Source organism: Bacillota bacterium, assembly GCA_013314855.1.
In the GTDB taxonomy this organism is placed as follows: domain Bacteria; phylum Bacillota; class Clostridia; order Acetivibrionales; family DUMC01; genus Ch48.
Genome location: JABUEW010000077.1, coordinates 1 through 20,492 on the forward strand (window position 1 = coordinate 1; position 20,492 = coordinate 20,492).

Below are 20,492 nucleotides of genomic sequence, written 5' to 3' on the forward strand. Positions count from 1 at the left end.
TAATTCACCACTTTCCATTTACTGTATACGAAAAATGAGGTATAATATATAATAATATATAATAAATCTTAACATGATTAGAGAAAAGGGAATTGGCAGTTGGCTTGAATACCAGGAACAAAGATGGAAGTGCCCAAATTGCGGAGAGATATACACCTGGTATGACAGGGAATGTTTTAACTGTGGTAATTCTTTAGTCAGTTGCGAAGATGAAAAAATAAGGGACAGCTTTTTCCCGAGAAAGAGGAAAAAGATATAGAAAGACATGGTAATCAGTAAAAGCAGTAATAGTGCCTTTTCCTTCTCTTAAAGGGGGAATTAATGCAATGTATTCAATACGCGAGTTATTGGACAAACTATATTTTGAAAATAATTTAAACAGGGATGAGCTTGCCTGGCTTATTGATAATATTGATAAGGAGCATAAGGAAATATTATTTGATTATGCCGTCAAAACACGAATACGTTATTATGGCAACAAGGTTTATATGCGGGGTTTGATTGAATTTTCCAATATCTGCAGGCAAAACTGCCTTTACTGCGGATTGCGGGCTTCCAACAAAAAGGTGGAACGGTACAGGCTGACAAAGGAAGAAATTCTCAATTGCTGTATTGAGGGTTACAGGTTAGGCTACAGGACCTTTGTATTGCAGAGCGGAGAAGATCCGTGGTATACAAAAGAACGGCTTGTTGACATAATTCAATCCATTAAAACGTTATTTCCTGATGTTGCCGTTACTCTTTCCATTGGGGAGAGGAGTTATGATGAATATAAATGTATGTTTGAAGCCGGTGCCGACCGCTTCCTGTTAAGGCATGAAACTGCGTCGAGGCATTTATATGATAAGCTGCATCCGGGAATGGATTTTGATAACCGAAGAAACTGTCTTAAAGCATTAAAAGAAATAGGCTACCAGGTTGGGGCCGGGTTTATGGTTGGGCTTCCTGGTCAAACTGCCCGGGACCTGGTAGAAGATTTGTGTTATCTTAAGGAGCTCAATCCGGATATGATAGGCATAGGCCCGTTTATTCCTCATAGCGAAACCCCTCTGAAAAATGAGAAAGGCGGAACGGTGGAGGAGACTCTGGTGATGCTGGCAATTACCCGGCTGCTTGTACCCGAGTGCCTGATGCCCGCTACAACAGCGATGGGGACTTTGCACAAGAGGGGAAGGGAACTGGCTCTGAGTGCAGGAGCCAATGTGGTTATGCCCAATTTGTCTCCTGTGGCTGTAAGAGCTAAATATGAGATATATGAAGGCAAGATATGCACCGGAGATGACGCGGTCCACTGCAGGCAGTGCATTGAACAAAGAATACGTTCCGTCGGGTATGAAGTTGATATGGGGAGGGGGGACAGCTACAGGACTGCCGGGTTGGCTGCTAATCAGGAAAAGAATAGGGTCAGTGCATGTCAATCATCATGTTAATCATCATGTTAATCATATAGTTTTTTTGGAAATGTGATATATAATTTTCCGGGAAAGTGGTATATAATACTCCAATGGTTTTAAAACAAAAGGGAAAATATGATATGTTGTGCATCTAAAGGCTCCTGTAGAGATGAATCCTGTGATTACGGCGATAAGGCGATAAAATAAATAATATTCAGACATAAATTGGGTGATTACAAATGACAAAAATTAGACCGTAAAGCTATAAATTATAAGTTATGAGTGAGCGCATTTTCTTCATAAAAAGAAAATGCGGCCGTTATGAGGTTATGAGTTATGAGTTATTTATGGATATTTACTAATTAAAAAAATTTTTAAAAAATGCTACTTGACAAGAGGGTATAAATTAATGTAACATATATCATGCGGTTGTTGATAAACAGTCAGGCAAGGGTTAGCTTTATGATTTAAGTTAATGTAATTTACGGCCCGGTAGTTCAGTTGGTTAGAATGCCAGCCTGTCACGCTGGAGGTCGAGGGTTCGAGCCCCTTCCGGGTCGCCATAATGAAGCTACTAATATGAAATGAAGCCACTAATATGAGTGGGTGAATGGACAACAATAGATGAAAGACGGTTTTAGTTAGTGGCAGAAATGCCCAGATAGCTCAGTTGGTAGAGCAGTGGACTGAAAATCCTCGTGTGGCTGGTTCGATTCCGGCTCTGGGCACCAGGATATGCGGGTTTAACTCAGCGGTAGAGTGTCACCTTGCCAAGGTGAAAGTCGCGAGTTCAAATCTCGTAACCCGCTCCAATTAAATAATTAATAAAGTAAGAAACATAAAAAACCTTCATTTTGAGAAGGTTTTTTATGTTTCTTACTTTTTGAATTTAGTTGTTTTTTGTGGCAAACTTATGGTAAACTATTATCAGAATATAAAATAATATAAAATAAAGTATTATAGAATAATAATTATGGTGAAAATAGTTATTGAAAAGTATATTACAGAATGAGGAAATTAAATTTACTATAAATTAAATAATTAAACGGGAATTGCGAGGTTGATTTATGAAAGAAAAAGCTCCAAAACTTGAAGAATGGCGTCAGCTTTACCAGGCTGCCATAGAATTTAAAAATATGAAACCCTGGGAATGGATGTATGATGACGATATATTTGCTATTAAAGACCCTGAGACAGGCGAAATTAGTTATTGTTGTATAATGGGGAATTTAGGAGAACATTTTGGTATAGCCGGATATCTTGGCCCTGAAGGGCTTGATGGGATACTCAGTATGCTTTCAGGAGAATTGGATCCTGAAGATCTAGATGCTATGTATATGCAAAAATGTCTTATGGCATCTTTTGAAAACAGGGATATGCTTTCGGAAGAGGATAGAAAAATTATTAAAGAATTAGGCTTCAAATTTAGGGGCAAGAATGAATGGCCTTTGTTTAGAAATTATACACCCGGACTTTTTCCATGGTTTATTAATGATAAAGAATGTAGGTTTCTTACCCATATTCTTTTACAAGCAATGCATGTCGCGCTTATGTGCAGAGATGAAGGTAAAGAGATATTATACCATGAAGACTCTTTGACTTTTTTAACAAGGATTCCCGAAGAGAGGGATGGAAGGCTTGAGTGGCATGATGAATATATTCCAGCAACTCCTTATACTCCCCAATATGCTTCTTTCTATTTAGAGGATGAGATAAGGCTTAGAAGGTTGCAACTATTAGGACGGAGGAGAGGTTCTGCATGGGAAATCGATACTTTTTATAGCCCCGGACCGGTTAGAGATAATGATCGGCCTTATTACCCCAAAATTTGCCTTATAATAGAACAATCAAGGGGATTGGTCCTTAGTTTTAATATGGTCAAAGATATTAAAAAAGAAGGATTTAAATTTATTAATATGTTTATAGAATTAATTGAGCGTTTGGGACAATTTCCTTCAAGGGTATTTGTCCAACGTGAAGAGACATATTATTTACTGAAGGATATATGCAGCCAATTAGGCATAAATATAGAAATAGTGGATAAATTACATATTTTACAGAATGCAAGATATGAGATGTATAATTATTTTAATGGGTTATTTTGAATGGATCTTTGGAAAACCGAAAATCAAATACCAAAAAACTGAAAAAATACCTACACATGAAATATTAATTTCTATTGATTTAGAAGATCATAAGCAGTATAATTAGTGGTAGAAGACCCTAAAGGGGTCTTCTACTGCATCTCTGTATTAGGAGGGATGCTTTTTTCAAATGTTTATAAAACGGTTGGGATATAAATATTGGCCTATTAATTTCAAGTTTAGTTTTGTATTCACTTCTTATATGACTGTAATGATTATTATTATTACAGTCATATCTTCTACGCTTTGTAAGTATTCAATCAGAAATGAGGTTGAGAAATATGTATCCCAGACTCTAGTACAAGTAAATCGTCATATAGATACTTATATAAATGAAATGATAGATATATCTCAAAAAATCTTAAAACCTCCTTACAGTGAATTCTTTAACGAATTTAGAAAAAATTGGATTTTAAGGAAACAAATACCAACTTTAGAAAGTTCTATACTTTTGAATAAAGCTTTGAAATTTATGGATGGAGACTATGAAGATAACCTATTGGGAGGTATTCTTTATATAGACAGCAATTATGCTTACGTTTGTTCGAATACCGGAGAAGGCAACTTTTGGGTTAATATAGATTATAAAAATGAAGAATGGTATGAAAATGTCCAAAAAATAGTGTATCGTTATTTATCCTAGGTACACGAAAGGAAAAGTTTTTTGAAGTTCAATTTGATGAGGAAAAAGCCCCATACGCATTTACAATGATGCAACCTATAGTAAATGAAGGAAGTTTAAAACTTGATTGTGTATTACAAGTTTCAGGTATACTAAATTCGGTGAGTAAAATATTAAGTGACCTTGATTTCGGACCTCAATCAATGCTTTTTATACTGGGTCAGCAAGGAAAAATAGTTTATACAAAAGACAAGGAACTTTTAGGCAAGCCATGGAATAAAGTGTACGGTATAAATATTGATAAACTTAATACTTCCTCCAATTCATATGTTGTACAAGCCGAAGGAAGACAAATGCTTGTTTGTTATTGTAGTTCGCAGAATAGCGGTTGGACAATTATAAGTATTGTTCCTATGAGTAACCTTACAAAAGGAATACGCGTTTTTGGTGCAATGAAGGAAGGAGATAGTACTACCCAAAAGCAAATAGGTTTATCCAATATATATAAAAGGATAAAGTTATTATATAATGATGGCGATGTATGCGTTGAAAGTACAGAAGGAGTAGGAACAGAAAAAAGAGAGGGACAAATAATAGCCAGAGCGAAACAGTTCATAAATAATCATTTATCGGAGCAAATAGCACTTGCTGATATAAGCCGTGAGGTATTTATTAGCACTTTTTACTTAAGCCATTTATTCAAAGAGAAAACAGGCATGACATTTCTCGAATATCTAACACAGAAAAGAATGGAAATGGCGCAAACTTTACTTTCAAATCCTAGGATTAAAGTATATGAGGTTGCTAATAAAGTTGGCTACTCAAATTGGAAACATTTTAGCCGTACATTTAAAGAATTTACCGGTTATGGTCCTGCGGAATATAAACAAAAAAGGAGAATAACCTAAAATGAAAATAATGAAGTTTAAGGACGAAATTGCAGATATTAAATTTTTTGGTTGCGAAGCTGCAGAACTTTTTACTATGGAAATTAGAAATTCATTAGAAGGAGTACTTAACAGAAATTTTGTGTCTGATCTTGATAATGAAATGGCAGGATTTGTTTCTTCTTCTATTGAAGGTAGACCATGGTGGGGTACAATGTGGAGCAGGGATGCTGGTGTCTTTTTGCGGGAATTAGTTAATTTCGGATACATTGAACGGGCTTGTTTGCTTTCAAATAACCTCATGAAATTGGTAAAAGAGGATTCAAATGGATACTTTATCTTTCCGGAATATTTCAAATTTGGTCAACCGAATAGTGGAACTGAATGGGATGGAACAGCCGCAGTTATTATAGGAATGGCACTTTTGTGGAGGAAGCTTAAGGATTCTAATAATATAAAAAGAAATATTTATAACTTCGTGTGTGGATATAATTCTCCACTTGAATTTGTTATTAAATATATTGAAAACCATCCTCTTATTCCTGGTAGCGGGGAATTCGGAGGAGGTTGTGGAATACCTGGTAAATACTATAATGTAGTACAGAACTATTTGATACGATTAGCTTTAATAGCAGCATCTCGAATGGCAAGTGCAGGGGGTCAACTTTACACAGCTAATAGATTTGAAGTATGTGCCAAAAAAATTGCGGAAAACATGCGTAAATATTTGGTAGATACTGATGGGACATGGCTTTGGTGTGTAAATGCGGATTCTTTGAAACCTGATTATAGGATAATCAACCATCTCCACAACAAAGGTTTTGGAGGGCTAAACGGTGTTATCTCAATGTATGCAGATGTACTTGGATTAGAACCTTTAAGTTCAAGTTATGAGAATATTGATATTAGTGTGAAGACATTTAATAAAATATTTTCGTTTCCTCCCCGAAAGAGTATGTTTGAAAAGTATGGAATTTGGATACAATTTGATGAATGGTTTGGAGGCTATCTGAGCAGCCCTTCATACGGACAAGGATATGCTATTCAGTCAATGCTTCTTATGGATAAAATTGATATGGCTGAAAAAGCTCTTAATTATCTTGCAATAGAAACATATAAACCGCTTGAAGGATATAATGTGGAGAGGGAATCCCCATACTTTTTTTATGAAAGATTTTACATACCGGAAGCGGTTGGTAAAATAAACCTTGATCAAGGGTGTGGGGCGTTAAACCTTGTTAATGTTGCTGAACCGCTCAAAATTGCACGCCTCTTAATTGGAATAGATGATTATTCATCAGAGAATATTGTATTAATTCCTAGGTTGCCAAAGTCATGGAAAGGTTATAGTGCAAAAAACTGGCCTGTATTTATTAAAAATTTACAGATGAGAGCTGACATATATTATGAAAAGAAAGATAAGACTACTACTTACCGTATTGAATTCGACAGAGAAATACCAGATTTAACAATAGTTATAAAACATCCTACAAATATTAGGAAAAAGTATTCATATAAAAATATTAGATATATAAATCTTGAGATATAAAAATAGGAGTTGATACATATGAGAAAAATACATTTAATATGCAACGCACATTTAGATCCTGTATGGCAGTGGGAATGGGAAGAAGGTGCAGCAACTGCATTATCAACATTTCGCATAGCTGCACAACTTTGTGAAGAATATGATGGATTTGTTTTTAACCATAATGAAGCTATTCTTTATAAATGGATAGAAGAATATGAGCGCGAATTATTCAAAAAGATACAAAAACTGGTTTTTGAAGGGAAATGGCATATAATGGGAGGATGGTATTTACAACCTGATTGTAATATGCTTTCTGGAGAGTCGTTTGTAAGACAGATATTAATGGGAAAGAAGTATTTTAAAGAAAAATTTAACGCCGAACCTACGACTGCAGTAAACTTTGATTCTTTTGGCCATACAAGAGGACTTGTGCAGGTTTTGAGAAAATCTGGATATGATTCGTATATTTTTACAAGACCAAATAGAGGAAGAAATTATATTCCTGATGGTGATTTTATCTGGGTCGGATATGATGGTTCAGAAGTAATAGCTCATAGAGAAGAAGGGTATAATACCCTCTTAGGAAATGCCGATAAAAAGATACTAGGATGGATGAAAAATAACGAGGATGCTCAAATAGGACTTATTGCATGGGGAGTTGGAAATCATGGAGGAGGTCCTTCTAGGTTGGACCTTGACAATATTAATAAGCTTGTAAAAGAAATAAAAGAATTTGAAATATTACACTCAACACCTGAACAATATTTCAAAGAACTCAAACAGAGTGGCAAAATCTTGCCCAGATACGAACATGACCTAAACCCGAGCAATCCAGGTTGTTATACTTCACAAATTTTAATTAAACAAAAGTATCGTCAGTTAGAGAATGAATTGTATATGGTTGAAAAAATGTTATCTCACGCTAGAATACATGGATACTTGGAATATCCTAAAGAAGAATTGGATGAGGCATTGAATAGCTTACTAATGTCACAATTCCACGACATCATATGTGGAACTTCCATACAGCCTGTCGAAGAAACTTCGTTAAGACTACTGAACTATGGCTTAGAGATATTATCGAGATTGAAGGCTAGAGCGTTTTTTGCTCTTGCTGCCGGACAGAAAAAGGAAAAAGAAAATGAGATACCTATACTTGTATATAATCCACACCCATATAAGGTAAAAGGAATATTCGAATGTGAATTCATGCTTCCAGACCAAAATTACAACGAAGAATTTACAATGCCTATAGTGTATCAAAATGGTAATATTATACCATCACAACCGGAGAAGGAATTTAGTAACTTAAACCTCGATTGGAGAAAACGTGTTATTTTTGAAGCAGAACTTGAACCATTCCGGATGAATCGATTTGATTGTAAATTAATTGTTCTCCCTAGAAAGCCTGAACCAAAATTAATAGAAAAAAATGGCGAAATTAAATTTAGGACTAAAGAGCTTGAAGTTGTTATCAATTGCAACACAGGGCTTATTGATAGATATTGTGTAAATGGGAAGGATTTTTTAAAGGAAAATTCATTTGCACAACTAATTATTAATGATTCTGATGACCCCTGGGGTATGAAAGTAGATCGCTTTAGAGACGTAATTGGACATTTTAGATTGATGGATGAAAAGGAGGGAACGGAATATTCAGGAGTGAAGGAAGGGAGACTAAAATCTGTACGCGTTATAGAGGATGGAGAAGTAAGGAGCGTAGTAGAAGCTGTATTTAGATATGGGTATTCATTTATATGTCAAACATACAAACTTCCCAAACGTGGGACTGAAATAGAGGTACACATCAGAGTTAATTGGAATGAAAAAAGTAAAATGCTCAAACTTTCGATTCCGACAACAATTGACGATGGGAAGTATCTAGGACAGGTGGCTTTTGGTATTGAAGAACTGCCAAATAACGGTGAAGAGGCAGTTTCGCAAAGATGGACAATGGTTGTCTCAAATAGTCCAAGTTATGCATTTTCCTGTATAAACGATGGTATTTATGGATCCGATTTTAAAGACGGAGAGATTAGGCTCTCTTTGCTGCGTTCTCCTGGATATTGTGCACATCCCATTAAGGACAGACCAATAATGGTCCAAGATAGATTTTTACCCCGTATTGACAACGGAGAGAGGGTATACAGATTTTGGTTCAATGGAGGAGAAACTGAAAACAGATTAAAAGTAATAGATAGAGAAAGTTTGGTACATAATGAGAAACCTTATGCATTATCCTTCTTTCCATCAGGATCGGGGAAGTTATATAATTCACCAATAATACTGGATAATGAGTCGTCAATACTAATGACAGCATTCAAAAAGGCAGGAATGTCGGAAGATTATATATTACGTCTGTATGAGCCGACTGGCAAAGGTGGAACAACAGTAATCCACATGCCTTCTTTTGGAATAACCCAGACTATTACATTTAAAAAGTTTGAGGTAAAAACATTTAAGCTAGATATGACTGCAAGGAAACTTATAGAAGTTAGTATAACGGAAGAATAGAGTATTACTTACGAATGTAAATATTTCTGTAATGCGTCTGGGAAAGGACATGCAGTTTGGCAGGTGAAAACCGTATGGTAAATGAGACAATACACTGAAGAATTCAAGGAACAAATATTAGCAGAATGCCAGGAGGTTGGTAATGTAGCCCTGGTAGCTAGACGTCATCAAATCTCTGAAAACACTATCTATACCTGGATAAAAAAGATACATAAAAATGGTTCTGTAAAACCTCTGCCTAAAGTTGAAAAACAACATTTCAAGGAACTTGAAAAAAGGCTCATTTGTCGAGTTTGGTATGAAGTTTAGCGGAAGGTGGGTGTGGGTAATACCCACGAAGGCGCTAAACATCAGTGCTTACATTAAAAAAGCGCAAAATAATCTAAAAGCGTGGTTATAATCATGTTTCTAAAGCTTAGGGACTAAAGAATATTAATTCGTTTTATTACAAAGAATTTTTAAAGGTATGCAAAGTGTATGCCTATTTTGTGCTGCTCATTTTTAGGTAAAATTATTAATATTGGTATTTTTATACTTGATAACAAAACAATAATGGCAATATGTGGAAATATTTGTACTGTTTTTTTATATTATGCTTTTTTGTTATTCTTATAGCAACTTTTCAATTTCAAAAAAAAATTTATTACAAAAATCTTGACATAATTCCTAGTATGATTTATAATATAAAATATCTAAGTGTTATTTGTATATAATAATTAAATATATTTTTAAAATATGTTTATTAATTAAAATATTAACGAATTACTAAAGGAAAGACATAAATCTGTTTAATATTAAACTTTTTATAGTTTTGGGAGATGCTTATAGCTTGAGGTTCATTGAAATATTGAATAAGTGCTCCGCCTTGCATATCAACTCATAAAGAATTTTCCATTCTGTGGAATTCCTTATGATAGCGATGTAAGCGCGTAGTTCCTTTTTTTGAAGCTCTAGCGTATTATGCGGTAAGGAGGAAAGGAGGTGTTTTGATTTAATATCTTTACAGGTAGGAAAGGAGCGGTAACTGTGAAAATTCCAGGAGCAAGAAAAAATTGTAAAAAATTTACCAAAGACGATCTGGAATTATCAATTTTGGGTTTTCCCACATTTTTATGGTATGTTATTTTTGCTTATATTCCTATGTTTGGCATAATCATTGCGTTTAAAAGATACATACCAAAACCGGGATACAATTTTATATATAACCTATTCAATAGCCCATGGGTTGGGATAAAGAATTTCATATTCTTATTTATTTCGAGGGACTCATACATTATATTTCGTAATACTTTATTATATAACATAGTATTTATAGTTCTTGGGATTGTAATTCCGGTTACGCTTGCCATCCTAATTTCTCAGTTATATAGTCAGCGATATGCAAAAATCATTCAAACCGCTACATTTCTTCCGCATTTTCTATCATGGGTGGTAGTAAGCAATTTTGTAGTAACGTTCCTTAATCCTGATAAAGGATTACTAAATCGCATTATTGTCAATTTTGGCAGCAATCCGGTAATGTGGTATATGGAACCGAAATACTGGCCATTTATTTTAGTTTTTATGAACTTATGGAAGGGTATGGGCTATAGTATGATTATATATTTAGCCTCTATTAATAGTATTGATACTACATATTATGAAGCTGCTATTATTGATGGAGCTACAAAAAAGCAGCAGGTATTTAAAATTACCATACCGCTATTGCGTCCAATTATCACGATATTATTCATATTGTCTATTGGACGGATATTTAACTCGGATTTCGGGCTATTTTACCAAGTACCTCAAAATTCAGGATCGCTTTTTAATGTAACTGCTACGATTGATGTATATGTTTATACTGCCTTAATGAAACTAAATAATATAGGCATGAGCTCTGCTGCTGCCATGTTTCAGTCGGTATTTGGTTTTTTCTCCATACTTATTGCTAATTTAATTGTGAGAAAATTAGAGCCGGATATGGCATTGTTTTAATTATGGCATGCCTTATGGAAAGAGGTCGATGAATGTCAAATAGTATAGCCAAAATAAATAGAATATCTTCTTTAAGCAATTGTTTACTTGTTATCATGTTTTTTATAATAGCATGCATATGCATAATGCCACTAATATTTGTGTTTATAATTTCTATTTCATCGGAGAAATCTATTTCAACTGTTGGTTATAGCTTTTGGCCGCAATCTTTTTCATTTGAAGCATATAAATATTTATGGCTCACAAGAGATACAATAGGTCGATCTTTCGTTGTATCGATATTGGTAACGGCTATTGGTACAATTTTAGGTTTAATTCTAAATGCTAACATGGGGTATGTTCTATCGCGCCGAAGTTTTGCCTTAAGAAAATTTTGCATTTATGTAGTTTTTATCCCTATGTTGTTTACAGGAGGCATGGTAGCGAATTATATGGTAATGACCCAACTTCTAAGGCTAAAAGATAATTTATTTGCTTTAATATTGCCAGGAGTATGTTCTTCATTTTATATCATTGTGCTGCGAACTTTCTTCCAAACAATGATACCGGACTCTATTATCGAATCCGCAAAAATCGATGGGGCTAACCAGTTTCGGATATTTGCGCAGGTTGTTGTGCCTATTTCCACGCCGGCTCTTGCAACTATTGGCTTGTTTCTTTCTTTTGCCTACTGGAATGATTGGTTTAATGCTCTTATGTACATTAATAACCCGGCTCTCTATCCGCTCCAGTTTGTGCTTATGAGTATACAACGTCAGATTGATCTAATGCTAAAGAGTAAAAACATGATAGGGGCTATGTATAATGACATAAGTTCGCTACCATCCGAAAGTTGTCGAATGGCTATTGTAATGGTGGTGGTAATACCAATTACATGCTCGTACCCATTTTTTCAAAAATATTTTATTTCAGGCTTAACTATTGGCGCTATTAAGGGTTAAATTCAATTAAATTCAAAAGGCTAAATTCTAAATTGCCATGATAAAAACGGGGGCTTATACCGCGTGAGGTACTAAGAGGGGCGTTTCTTTGGCAAAAAAGGTACTGACCCGTTTTTACAAAATAAAATAAACTGTTTTAAGGAGGTAATAATGATGAAAAGAAAAGCTATTTTAGTATCCATCCTATTAGTATTCAGTTTGATGGTAGGAATTTTGGCAACGGGTTGTTCGGTCAAGGGAACTACAACAGGTACTTCTTCAAGCACAACAGCAGGTACTTCTTCAAACCCCATACAATTAATTTGGCTTATGTATGGCGGAGTTCAGAAAGATGAAGCCATGGTATGGAATGAACTAAATAAAATGTCTAAAGAAGCGATCAATGTTACTGTTGAAACAAAACACTATGATGCTGACAAACTAAGCGTAGCTCTGGCATCGGGAGAATATTACGATATGTGCTTTACTTGTGAATGGTTCAACGATTACGGGCGACAAGCGCAAGCAGGTTATTATGCTGATATTACTGAAAAAATCAAAACTGTTACTCCGGATTTATACAAGTTTATACCTGAAGTTGTATGGAAAGGATCAATGATTAATGGCAAACTTTATGCCATTCCGGTTTATAAAGATTCTGCGGCAGCTCAATATTGGATGTTTGATAAAGCTACAGTAGAAAGATTGAATATTGATATTACCAAAGCAACTACAATGGATAGCTTAACTCCCATTCTTAAAAAAATTAAAGAAGATAAACCGGATGAATATCCTATTATGCTTGGGAAAGGCGGATTGCAGAGCCTTGCCAATGAATATGACTACCTTATTCGAGAAATTGGTTTGGCCGTGCCGTATACTGGTGGAAGCACCAAGGTGATTTGCATATGGGAAGATGAATATTTTCTGAACAAATTACGTGTTCTGCATAGCTGGTATGTAAATGGATACATTAATCCTGATGCTCCCATTAGGGAAACTGCCATAAAGTATTCTGCGGTAGATGGGCTTCAAGGTTTCCCCGGCGCTGATGCGATAATGACACAGGTAAGGCAAGCTGATGGTTATGGACCTGTAGTGATTAACAAGTTCTTTGGACCGGTTTACTCCACTTCATCGATTAGAGGCGCAATGAATGCTATTAGTGCCGGTTCTAAGTATGTTGACGCTGCTTTAAAGTATTTCGAATATATAAATCTTAATCATGAATACAGAGATATGTTGGCGTATGGCATTAAAGGCGTTCACTATGAGTTAACACCCGAAGGTACTGTAAATGTAATCAGCTCAAATTATTGTCCTCCGGCATGGTCTCAAGCAACTTTCTTTACCATGACGCCTACTGCACCCGCCCCTAAAAATATGTGGGAAATGGTTAAAAAAGAAATTGACAATGCTCCGGGTTCTCCGCTTCTTGGTTTTAGTTTGAATGTAAGTGGTCTGGAAACACAGATTGCTGCATGTACTACTATTGTTAACAAATATATTACTAACCTTTATACTGGAGCTGCTGATCCGGATGTTGAAATACCTAAATTGATGGAAGAACTGTATGCTGCAGGTTACAAAACTATTGTCGAAAATGCGCAAAGCCAGGTTGACGCTTTTTTAAAGCAAAATAAATAGCATTAACTTTTTTGCAAAGGGTGGTATCGCAATCAGCCACCCTTTGTATTAACTTTTATTAATAAATAATAATGCCATGGGAGGTCAATATGCTTTTAAGTCATTCAAAAATTTGTATTAATCCACCTATCGGAGTAGAGCTTAGCGGATATGGTTATTTTCTTAATAGGCGAAATATAGGGATTAGGGATGATATTATGGCTAGGGCTTTATTTCTGCAACAAGAAGAAGTATCGTATTTGTTAATATGCTGTGATTTGCTTGGGTTTCATCCTATGGTAGTGGAAAGAGTTAAGGAGGAACTTTCCAAAATCTTAAATATTCCGCAACAGGCTATTTTGCTTCTATGCACACATACGCATACCGCGCCCGCATCTATGTGGACATTGGGTTGTGGAGAAATTGACAATGATTATCTTAATAATTTGATAGATCAACTTATAAAGGTAGGCGTAAAAGCTGCAATTGAAGCTTTGGACAGGGAAGTAACCGGTGTTAAATGGATTGAACAGCCGGTGGAACCTATTGGTTATAACCGGGCAATACCAGGAGGACCTGTAGATAATAATCTTTACGCATTAGTTTTTGAATTGAAAGGCGCAAAGCCCTACGTAATAGCGTGTTATTCGTGTCATCCGGTCATGTGGGGACCGTCAAAACTGGTGTCGGCGGATTTCCCCGGCGTTTTTACATCGCTTTTGGATGGCAGAGGGTATGATGGCATGTTTGTTAATGGTTTTTTGGGAGACATAGATCCTATTTCCAACTCAATATCATGGGGCTCCGCAACTCAAGAGATTGTGGACAATTATGGAAAAATATTGGCAGATGGCCTGGATAAGGGCTTGGAGAATGCCAAACGGATTCAGCCGTCAATTTCTTATACGGATTTTACTTTTAACCTGGAACTTGCTCATTACAGCATTGAAGAATTGGATGCTCATGAAAAACAGAGTTATAGCGTATATCCTGAAAATCCGGTTATGCATAAAGTCGTCAATGAGTGGGTAAAAATTGTCAAGCAGGAGCTGACCACAAAATCGGATCCATATACGGAACCGCTTTATGTTCAGATTGTAAAGATCGGGTCAGTTATAATAGCTGCCTTGCAGGGAGAAATCTATACCCAGATTGGTTTTGATATTCGAAGTTCGGTGGGGAATGTTCCCTTGATGCTTATTTCAAACGCTAATGCGGCTACAAGATATATAGCGACGGATGATGAAATTGAAAAAGGCACTTACGGAGGGTTTGAGTACTGCTATTCATGCGGCCGGCTGCCGCTAAAAAAGGGGAATGCGAATAATATTGCGCGGATTGTGGCCAAGCATGTTGCCGCTTTGCAATAAATTTCACGCATTATTTATTTTTAATATGCATCTACAAAAGGTTATTGCTTAAATTATTGCAGAAACGGTGTAATTATTGTCTAAAATTGATGAAAATCTGTAAAATGCATAAGTGTTAAAATATATTAAAATATTCGAAATTATATATTATTTATGGTTATATAAGTATTATAATACAAATATTTATTATTTTATTTATTATTGCGCATCCTTACTTGACTTGATAGTAGTAACAATTATATTTTCCTTGTGCTATGCACTTTGATCTGACGAAAGGATAGGTGATATGTTTGGAACAAATTACCGTAAGGGATGTAAGAAACATCAACAAATACAACATAATTCGCACCTTAATGTCGCAAAAAGACTTGTTGAGAAGCGATATTGCAATAAAAAACAACATAAGCGTTATGACAGTAAAGAATATAATAGATGATTTATTGGAAAAAAATATTATTTATGAAAAAAAAGCGGGATCATCTTTTATAGGAAGAAAGCCTAGCGTTTTGAACATTTCGGATACTGTAGGCTATGTTTTGGCTGTGGATCTGACTTCGAAAAACCGTATGTGTTATTTTGTATATAATATCTACAAGGAAAAAATAAAAAAAAAGTTGTATAAATGTAATCCAAAAAAGTCGTTTGTGGATAATCTTAACATTTTTTTAAATATGATGAAAAATGAAATTGAAGAAGCTCGAATACCTCTAATGGGTATCGGAGTATCAATTCCCGGCGCATACTTTGCGGATGAGGATAAAATATATAATGAACTGATACTGGAACTAAATGAAATAAAACTAAAAAAGTTGATTCAGGAATATTTTACCACTGATAATGTTATTATTGACCTTGATGTTAAGCTTGCAGCGTTTGCCGAACTGATGAATACCGAAGCGCATACGAAAGAGAAGCAAAATCTGTTTTATCTTTTTTTAGGAGAAGGAATAGGCAGCGCGATGGTCATAAACGGGGAAATTTATGGCGGAAGCAACGGTTTTGCCGGAGAAATCGGACAAACACTCATATGTTGCGAACAAGAAAATGACTGCAACTTAGAAAGCATCTTGTCGGCTACCGTTATACAAAACGAAGCGTACAAGGAATTGTCAAAGAAAGAAATAAAAGCATTAGATGATCAAGATGAGTTTAACTTAGACAAGATCGTAGAGATGTACAATGCGGGCGATTTAGCAATCAGGGGGTATCTTGAAAATGTTCTTAATATTCTTGCCAGAGTCATATATAACATTGTTAGGCTCTTTGACCCGGGTCGCATTATTATCGGAGGCATACATCGCGAATTTTGCGAAATTGCCGCAGCCAAATTGAAGGAAAAAACTATGGGAATGTTTGTAAATAAGGAATTAAAACGTTGCGAAATATATGTAAGCAAATATGAAGAAGGCAGCGCAATTATCGGCTGCTTTGAAATGGTGGTTAATCAATGGATAGATAGGATTTAGATGCGAAAAAGTAAAAAAGTAGGAAAAAGCTAAGATATAAAAGCGAAGATAATGAGGAGGGATTAAAAAATTTATGGCAAACAGCAGGGTGAATGGATTAAAGGTTGAAAGCACGTATTATGTACAGGAAAAAATCAAAGCTGCGCGAGAAAATATTGAAAAATACGAATGGGCGAAAGCAATCGGAGATGATGCGGTTGCCTTGGCGGACAAGTGCCTCAAGTGGGGTTATGAAAGATTATGGGAACTTGTGACATGTCAAAGAGTGCCTCGCAGTTCGGTGCATCATTTAAACAAAGGCTGCCCCATTTGCAAGGAAGAAGCTACACGCAAATTCGGTTCGAACATATTCGACGTAAACTGCATTGACGACCCGTGGAAAGTCCGTTGCCTAAATTGCGGTTCCCGTTTTCCATCCAATGACTTTGGCGCTTATTATAAAAGCGGTCTTGACAACAAAGGGAAATTCGTCCCTGAATTGGCGGACCGTTCGCTTTTGAAAAATACGATTTATCCCGATAAGCCCGAAGACTGGTGCGTTGATGACGGTTATGGCTATTGGGAAAATGAGGGCAGCGTCTACCATTTTATTGCATACTACAATCAATGGGGTATATGGATGCCGCAATTTAATACTCAGAGCTCGCATCCAAGCATGATCAACATGCTTAGCATGCTTCGCGACGCGTTTATTTATACGGGAGAAGAAAAATACGCTTCTTTGGGCATTGTATTGCTTGACCGTATCGCCGATGTATATCCCGAACTTGATATAACGCACTATCCCCTCGAAAAAGGGTACCTGAATGGCTGGGGATCGGCTCTCAAAGGCAAGGCAATGGGCTGCATATGGGAGATCAGCCTGTTAAGGGAGTGCCTGTTAGCATACGACGCGTTTGTATCTGTTATGAAACTGGGGAAATGTTGCGAAGCTATGGATTTTATAATAAAAAAGACATGCGATTTTAACTGCCTGAAACCCCGCAGAACCATGGACGATGTAAAAAGACATATTGAAGCGAACATAATTGACCTGGTTTATCCGGCGGTATGTAATTCATATGTCTATGGCAATTCTGGCATGCATCAAAGCGTTCTGGCTCTTGCGGCTGTGGTTGTAGATGACCCTACGAGAACCAAGGAGATGCTGGATTGGATATTTAGGCCTGGCGAAATTGAATTAGAACCGTCTTACCATATGTCGGGCGGCAATATATCCAATATTCTGCTTAACCTTGTAGACAGGGACGGACAGGGGAAAGAAGCTTCATTGGGATATAACTCGTTGTGGCTAAATTCCCTTGTCGAAATAGCCGAAATTCTGGATGGGTATAACGGATTGGCTCATAATAATTTATATTCACATCCGAAGTTTAAGAAGATGTTTTCTCTTTATCCGCATGTTGTGTGTGCGGGTAGATATCATCCAACCTTTGCCGATAACGGTAAAACCGGTAATCCGGATCTCTATAAAGGAAATCTGCCATTTTTGCTCAATGGTTATTATAAATATCGCATTCCCGAACTTGCACAACTGATATATTTGGTTAATGACAACAGTGTAGAAGGTCTGCATTTAAGTATTTTTAAGCAGTATGCGGGGCAAATTGCTGATGATATTCGACAGGTTATAGAGCAATATGGTGAACTGCCGGTAAAAAGCATTAATAAAACCGGTTATGGTCTAGCAATTCTAAAATCCGGAAGAGCTGATTATCATAATGTATACAACGACTCTCAACGAGATGTATGGCTTTATTATGGGAGAAACATTTGGCATGGACATCGCGATACCTTGAATCTGGGAATCCATGCTTTTGGCCTTGATCTTGCCCCGGATTTGGGTTATCCGGAATTTGCCAGAGTTGACTGGCCTAATCGTTCGGAATGGAACAACAATACCATCAGCCACAATACGGTGGTTGTAAACTGTGAGAAACAGGATATGCAATATGTGGGAACTCCGCTGCATTATGAAAATTTTGATGGTTGCAAATTAATAGAAGTATCCGCAAAAGGCGCTTACCGTTGTGTGGATGAATATAAAAGAACAGTTTTTTTAATAGATATGGATGACAAAAATTCATATATTGTGGATTTCTTCAAGGTAAAAGGAGGCAATGATCACCACTATAGTTTCCATGGTCCGGAAGGTGTTGTAAAAGTTCATGGCATTGAATTAATAAAACAAAATACTGGCACTTATGCAGGACCCGATGTTGACTTTGGTGTACGTGCCGATCATTTAGAGGATAATATAGAACATTACAAGGGCAGTGGTTTCCATTATCTCTACAATGTTGAGCGGTGTGAGAAACCGGCTTGCGGGTTTAGTGTTGATTGGGCCGCAGTAGACACATGGGGCGTCTGGGGAGCGGAAAAGCCCGACGTACATTTAAAACTTACCATGCTTACAGAGTTGGATGATGTAGCGTTGGCCGACGGCAAGCCTCCCCAGAACAAACCGGGCAATCCCCACAGTCTAAGATATATGATAGCCCATAGGAAGGGCGAAGAACTGGAAACTCTATTTGCCGCAGTCATTGAACCATATAAAAATAAGAGCTCTATTGTTAATGTGTGTTTGGCAAAAGTTTGCGAGATTGGTTGCGCGTCGGCTAAAGCAAGCAGCTGTACAGCAGTCAAAGTAAGCCTGGCGAACGGCAGAACGGATTATATTATCAATGTGGAAGATTGCGGAAAAACCTACACTAAAACCTATATTATCGATGATAGAATTACATTTAACGGGAAGGCGGCTTTGTTATCCATTGACACGGATAATAACCGGATGATGGGAGCCATGCTTTGCGACGGCACAATTTTAGCAGTCGACGGAAAGCCGATAGTTGAAATGTTGATGCCTAGAATATGCGGGGAGGTAGTGGATTTTACACGAGAGGTAGCCAATGAAAATTATATTAAAGTGCGTCTTGATTGTACTGTTGAACCATCAATCTTGGCCGGCAGGTATGTTTATATTGATAACGGTTCTGACAATAAAGCCTGTTTTACTTTTGAAAAAGAGTTCCCTTTTTCTCCTGACCATCATACCTATGTTACAAACCGTAACGCGGCATATGAAATTATAAAAGCGGAAAAGATAAGCGATAATGACTTTATGCTTTATATTGGCGATGTATCTCTTATTAATGGATATGTGGATTATTTTGACGAAACCAGCGGGTATGCATATAATATTGCTCCGGGAATGAGATTTTATATTTCGTTGAGTGTTAAAAATAATTTTTAGGATGTATTGTTGGAGCATCATTTTAAGACAAGGTGTTCCTTCCACTTGCCGCGTCTTAAGCGCAAATAAAATAAAACCGACCGCACAATCCAATCGGCAAACATGCCAAGCCACACTCCACGTACGCCAAGATTAAGAGGAATGCCAAGCAAATATCCCAGTGTAATCCTAAAAGCCCACATGCTAAAAATGGACACAATCATGGTATACCGTGCGTACCCTGCTCCTTTTAACCCGGCAGGAATGATAAATAAAGTACTCCATGCCAAAGGCATGCATATGGAATTTAACCGCAAGAGGTCGGAAGAAATTTTGATAACCTCATCTATCTGGCTATATAACGAAGAAAGGGAAGGCGCCAGTAAAAACGATAAAACGTAAGGGAAAAAAAGGCAAATGGACGTAAGCTTTGTGAGGTACATAAGAAGTCTGCCAGCTTCATCCTTTTCACCTTTTCCCATGCTTTGGCCTACCATGGCGGTTGCAGCTATACTAAGGGCGCTTCCCGGAATATTAATAAGCGTAAAAATCGAGCCTGCAATATAATTTGCCGCAATTGAAGCTGTACCCATGGCTACCACAAAAATTTGAGTAATGAGTTTTCCTCCCTGAAATAATAGTGATTCGACACTAGCGGGAATTCCAACCCCGAATATTGATTTTTGAATATTAATGTCAATCTTTAGCGGGAATATTTTTTTAAGCTCAATAATTCCTGAACCTCGGAACAAAACATATAACGACAGAACAGCTCCGATCAACCTTGCAATAGATATACCCAGAGCAGC

14 protein-coding genes and 3 tRNA genes are annotated in these 20,492 nt (G+C 36.6%); 16 read left to right on the top strand and 1 reads right to left on the bottom strand.

Annotated elements, in window-relative coordinates; genetic code table 11:
• The first annotated feature begins 335 nt into the window (after positions 1-335).
• The 16 genes from hydE (at position 336) to HPY74_13360 (ending at position 19,704) form a co-directional block, all read left to right on the top strand.
• Positions 336-1,430: a [FeFe] hydrogenase H-cluster radical SAM maturase HydE gene (hydE, locus tag HPY74_13285; GenBank protein NSW91624.1), complete on the top strand. Its 1,095-nt coding sequence runs from the start codon at positions 336-338 to the stop codon at positions 1,428-1,430.
• A gap of 450 nt (positions 1,431-1,880) precedes the next feature.
• A tRNA-Asp gene (locus tag HPY74_13290) sits at positions 1,881-1,957 on the top strand.
• 92 nt (positions 1,958-2,049) lie between these two features.
• Positions 2,050-2,125: transfer RNA gene (locus HPY74_13295), tRNA-Phe, on the top strand.
• 6 nt (positions 2,126-2,131) lie between these two features.
• A tRNA-Gly gene (locus HPY74_13300) sits at positions 2,132-2,206 on the top strand.
• 255 nt (positions 2,207-2,461) lie between these two features.
• On the top strand, positions 2,462-3,499 hold the full coding sequence (locus HPY74_13305; GenBank protein ID NSW91625.1) for a hypothetical protein: 1,038 nt from the start codon (positions 2,462-2,464) through the stop codon (positions 3,497-3,499).
• A 169-nt stretch (positions 3,500-3,668) separates the two neighbouring features.
• Complete coding sequence (locus HPY74_13310; protein ID NSW91626.1) at positions 3,669-4,181, top strand: hypothetical protein; 513 nt, start codon at positions 3,669-3,671, stop codon at positions 4,179-4,181.
• 140 nt (positions 4,182-4,321) lie between these two features.
• Entirely contained in the window at positions 4,322-5,068 is a 747-nt protein-coding gene (locus tag HPY74_13315; protein ID NSW91627.1) for a helix-turn-helix domain-containing protein, read from the top strand.
• 1 nt (position 5,069) lies between these two features.
• Complete coding sequence (locus HPY74_13320; GenBank protein ID NSW91628.1) at positions 5,070-6,596, top strand: hypothetical protein; 1,527 nt, start codon at positions 5,070-5,072, stop codon at positions 6,594-6,596.
• An 18-nt stretch (positions 6,597-6,614) separates the two neighbouring features.
• The gene (locus HPY74_13325; GenBank protein NSW91629.1) at positions 6,615-9,092 is read left to right on the top strand and encodes an alpha-mannosidase; all 2,478 of its coding nucleotides are present in this window, start codon (positions 6,615-6,617) and stop codon (positions 9,090-9,092) included.
• An 81-nt stretch (positions 9,093-9,173) separates the two neighbouring features.
• On the top strand, positions 9,174-9,401 hold the full coding sequence (locus tag HPY74_13330) for a transposase (GenBank protein NSW91630.1): 228 nt from the start codon (positions 9,174-9,176) through the stop codon (positions 9,399-9,401).
• Between the two features lie 831 nt (positions 9,402-10,232).
• The gene (locus HPY74_13335; protein NSW91631.1) at positions 10,233-11,069 is read left to right on the top strand and encodes a sugar ABC transporter permease; all 837 of its coding nucleotides are present in this window, start codon (positions 10,233-10,235) and stop codon (positions 11,067-11,069) included.
• 32 nt (positions 11,070-11,101) lie between these two features.
• Positions 11,102-12,010 (top strand): carbohydrate ABC transporter permease, encoded by a 909-nt coding sequence (locus HPY74_13340; protein NSW91632.1) that lies wholly within the window; start codon positions 11,102-11,104, stop codon positions 12,008-12,010.
• A 150-nt stretch (positions 12,011-12,160) separates the two neighbouring features.
• Entirely contained in the window at positions 12,161-13,636 is a 1,476-nt protein-coding gene (locus tag HPY74_13345; GenBank protein ID NSW91633.1) for an ABC transporter substrate-binding protein, read from the top strand.
• An 89-nt stretch (positions 13,637-13,725) separates the two neighbouring features.
• Positions 13,726-14,985 (top strand): hypothetical protein, encoded by a 1,260-nt coding sequence (locus HPY74_13350; protein NSW91634.1) that lies wholly within the window; start codon positions 13,726-13,728, stop codon positions 14,983-14,985.
• A 290-nt stretch (positions 14,986-15,275) separates the two neighbouring features.
• Positions 15,276-16,451, top strand: a complete 1,176-nt coding sequence (locus HPY74_13355) for an ROK family protein (protein ID NSW91635.1) — start codon at positions 15,276-15,278, stop codon at positions 16,449-16,451.
• 73 nt (positions 16,452-16,524) lie between these two features.
• Positions 16,525-19,704: a heparinase II/III family protein gene (locus HPY74_13360; GenBank protein ID NSW91636.1), complete on the top strand. Its 3,180-nt coding sequence runs from the start codon at positions 16,525-16,527 to the stop codon at positions 19,702-19,704.
• Positions 19,705-19,721: 17 nt separating this feature from the next.
• Here HPY74_13360 and HPY74_13365 read toward each other — a convergent pair.
• Positions 19,722-20,492 (bottom strand): MATE family efflux transporter (locus HPY74_13365; protein ID NSW91637.1); only part of this gene is annotated, 771 nt, incomplete at its 5' end.

Bases quoted from the DNA above. Each gene is read 5' to 3' on its own strand.
- HPY74_13305 (NSW91625.1), top strand. From the start codon at position 2,462: ATGAAAGAAAAAGCTCCAAAACTTGAAGAATGGCGTCAGCTTTACCAG.
- HPY74_13310 (NSW91626.1), top strand. From the start codon at position 3,669: ATGTTTATAAAACGGTTGGGATATAAATATTGGCCTATTAATTTCAAG.
- HPY74_13320 (NSW91628.1), top strand. From the start codon at position 5,070: ATGAAAATAATGAAGTTTAAGGACGAAATTGCAGATATTAAATTTTTT.
- HPY74_13325 (NSW91629.1), top strand. From the start codon at position 6,615: ATGAGAAAAATACATTTAATATGCAACGCACATTTAGATCCTGTATGG.
- HPY74_13330 (NSW91630.1), top strand. From the start codon at position 9,174: ATGAGACAATACACTGAAGAATTCAAGGAACAAATATTAGCAGAATGC.
- HPY74_13335 (NSW91631.1), top strand. From the start codon at position 10,233: ATGTTTGGCATAATCATTGCGTTTAAAAGATACATACCAAAACCGGGA.
- HPY74_13340 (NSW91632.1), top strand. From the start codon at position 11,102: ATGTCAAATAGTATAGCCAAAATAAATAGAATATCTTCTTTAAGCAAT.
- HPY74_13345 (NSW91633.1), top strand. From the start codon at position 12,161: ATGATGAAAAGAAAAGCTATTTTAGTATCCATCCTATTAGTATTCAGT.
- HPY74_13350 (NSW91634.1), top strand. From the start codon at position 13,726: ATGCTTTTAAGTCATTCAAAAATTTGTATTAATCCACCTATCGGAGTA.
- HPY74_13360 (NSW91636.1), top strand. From the start codon at position 16,525: ATGGCAAACAGCAGGGTGAATGGATTAAAGGTTGAAAGCACGTATTAT.